Source organism: Nioella sediminis (assembly GCF_001879695.1).
GTDB classification, from domain to species: domain Bacteria; phylum Pseudomonadota; class Alphaproteobacteria; order Rhodobacterales; family Rhodobacteraceae; genus Nioella; species Nioella sediminis.
Genome location: NZ_MNBL01000094.1, coordinates 1 through 2,456, shown reverse-complemented (window position 1 = coordinate 2,456; position 2,456 = coordinate 1). Strand labels below are relative to the sequence as shown.

Below are 2,456 nucleotides of genomic sequence, written 5' to 3'. Positions count from 1 at the left end.
GGCAGCGCCCCCCGCGGGTCGACGCCGAAGGCGGCGAAACCGCTCTCAGAACTCGACTCCCTTCTGCCCCTTGATCCCCGACCGGAACGGGTGCTTTACCAGCGTCATCTCGGTCACCAGTTCGGCGATCTCGATCAGCTCCTCCTTCGCATTCCGCCCGGTCAGTACAACATGGGTCATCGGCGGCTTTTCCTCGCTCAGGAACCGCACAACCTCGGCGATATCCAGATAGTCATAGCGCAGCGCGATGTTGATTTCGTCCAGAAGCACCATCTTGATTTCCGGGTCCCGGATCAGCTCCTTCGCCTTTTCCCAGCCCTTCGCGGCCATGGCAATGTCGCGGCTCTTGTCCTGGGTCTCCCAGGTAAAGCCCTCGCCCATGGCGTGAAACTGGCAAAGGTCAGAGAAATTCCCCTCCAGAATGCGCCGCTCGCCTGTATCCCAGGCCCCCTTGATGAACTGGACCACCGCGCAGGGCATCTCGTGCGCGATACAGCGCAGAATCATCCCGAAACCGGAGGAGGATTTCCCCTTTCCCGGCCCGGTATGGACGATGATCAGCCCCTTCTCGCCTTCCTTGGTGGCCATGATCTTGTCGCGCGCGGCCTTCTTCTTGGCCATCTTCTGGGCGTGGCGGTCTTCATCCGAGAGCGGCGTATCGGCCATTTCTTCATCCTTCGCTTGACATCGGTGCGGCTCATGCCGCAGGTGCGGGTCTGCTGGTTCCTGTTCCTAGAACAGGCGAAGAGGGAATGCGACAGGCTTTGCGACCTTGCACGGTTCATCGCCGAAGCGCAGCCGCCCCCGCGACCGTGACCGGAGAAGGCCCTGGAACCACTGGCACAGCCCGGGAAGGACCAGACGCCGCCGGGGCAGACCTGCCCCGATATCCGCAAGCCGGGAGACCTGCCAGCAACAGGAGTAACGGGCGAACGGGGTGTGTCGCGCCGGCCATGATGGGCAAACGCGCCCCGGCTGGTCATCCCTTTTCGCAAAATCGAGAGAGGCCGCGCATGGGCGAGGTGACAGTCACGGTCTGCACGACCTGCCGCAAGACGGTGGAGGGCGAACGGGTGCACGAGGAACCGCGCCCGGGCTTCCGCCTGCACGCGGCGCTGCAAGCCGCCGACCTGCCCGAAGGTGTGCGCCTGCGCGGCAATGAATGCCTGTCCGCCTGTTCCAATGGCTGCTCGCTGGCGCTGACCGGCGGGCCCGACCGCTGGACCTATATCTATGGCCGCCTCGACCCCGAGGATCACCTCGACCAGATCCTCGCCGGTATCCGCGCCTATGCCGCCACCACCGACGGTCTCGTGCCCTGGCGCGAACGGCCCGAGGTGTTCCGCAAACAATCCATCGCCCGCATCCCCCCGCTCTCGGCCCCAGACCCCAAGGACTGACCCATGCAATCGCTCTCCAAGATCCCCGTCACCGTCATCACCGGCTTTCTCGGCGCGGGCAAAACCACGCTGATCCGCCACCTGATGACCAACAATCAGGGCAAGCGGCTGGCCGTTCTGGTCAACGAGTTCGGCACCGCGGGCGTGGATGGCGACATCCTCAAGACCTGTGCGGATGAAAACTGCCCGGCGGAAAACATCGTGGAACTCGCCAATGGCTGCATCTGCTGCACCGTGGCCGATGACTTCATCCCCACCATCGAGGCGCTGATGGCGCTGCCCGAGACGCCCGATCATATCCTGATCGAAACCTCTGGCCTGGCCCTGCCCAAGCCGCTTCTGAAGGCCTTCGACTGGCCCGCGATCCGTTCCCGCATCACCGTCGATGGCGTGATTGCTCTGGCCGATGCCGAGGCCGTGGCCGCTGGCCGCTTCGCCAGCGACGTGGACGCCGTTCAGGCGCAGCGAGAGGCCGATGACAGCCTCGACCACGACACGCCGCTTGGCGAGGTGTTCGAGGATCAGATTTCCTGCGCCGATATCGTGCTGCTCTCCAAGGCCGATCTGGCCGGAGAGGACGGCCTTGCCAAGGCCCGCGCGGTGATCGAAGCCGAAATGCCCCGCCCCGTTTCGATCCTGCCGATGACCGAGGGCGTCATCGACCCGCGCGTGGTTCTGGGGCTGGAAGCAGCCGCCGAAGACGATCTCGATGCGCGTCCCAGCCACCATGACGGCGCGGATGACCACGAACATGACGATTTTGACAGCGTGGTGATCGAGCTGGACGAGGTAGAAGATGTCAAAGCGCTGGAAGCCGCCGTTCTGCGGCTGGCGCGGGAACAGAATGCGCTGCGGGTGAAAGGGTATATCGCCGTGAAGGGCAAACCGATGCGACTGCTGGTTCAGGCCGTGGGCGAGCGCCTGCGCACCCAGTTCGACCGTCCCTGGGGCGACCTGCCCCGCCGGTCGCAGCTTGTCGTGATCGGCGAGCATGACCACGTCGATGCCGCCGCGATCCGCGCGGTGCTGGAGGCGCAGGCGTGACTTGCCGACATC

The 2,456-nt window shown here is 64.7% G+C and carries 3 protein-coding genes and 1 riboswitch; of the genes, 2 read left to right on the top strand and 1 reads right to left on the bottom strand.

All coding sequences use genetic code 11. From position 1 onward, the window contains the following. Positions 1–45: 45 nt before the first annotated feature. Positions 46–666: a cob(I)yrinic acid a,c-diamide adenosyltransferase gene (cobO, locus tag BKY26_RS12240; protein WP_071690674.1), complete on the bottom strand. Its 621-nt coding sequence runs from the start codon at positions 664–666 to the stop codon at positions 46–48. Between the two features lie 37 nt (positions 667–703). Then, positions 704–928, top strand: a riboswitch (cobalamin riboswitch). A gap of 85 nt (positions 929–1,013) precedes the next feature. Between cobO and BKY26_RS12235 the strand changes: the two genes are divergently transcribed. Continuing rightward, on the top strand, positions 1,014–1,400 hold the full coding sequence (locus BKY26_RS12235; RefSeq protein ID WP_071690673.1) for a DUF1636 family protein: 387 nt from the start codon (positions 1,014–1,016) through the stop codon (positions 1,398–1,400). A gap of 3 nt (positions 1,401–1,403) precedes the next feature. After that, a complete protein-coding gene (gene cobW / locus BKY26_RS12230) occupies positions 1,404–2,444 on the top strand; it encodes a cobalamin biosynthesis protein CobW (RefSeq protein WP_071690672.1) in 1,041 nt (346 codons plus the stop codon). Positions 2,445–2,456: the final 12 nt, after the last annotated feature.

Coding starts and splice junctions, on each gene's coding strand:
- cobO (WP_071690674.1), bottom strand. CDS start 666: ATGGCCGATACGCCGCTCTCGGATGAAGACCGCCACGCCCAGAAGATG.
- BKY26_RS12235 (WP_071690673.1), top strand. CDS start 1,014: ATGGGCGAGGTGACAGTCACGGTCTGCACGACCTGCCGCAAGACGGTG.
- cobW (WP_071690672.1), top strand. CDS start 1,404: ATGCAATCGCTCTCCAAGATCCCCGTCACCGTCATCACCGGCTTTCTC.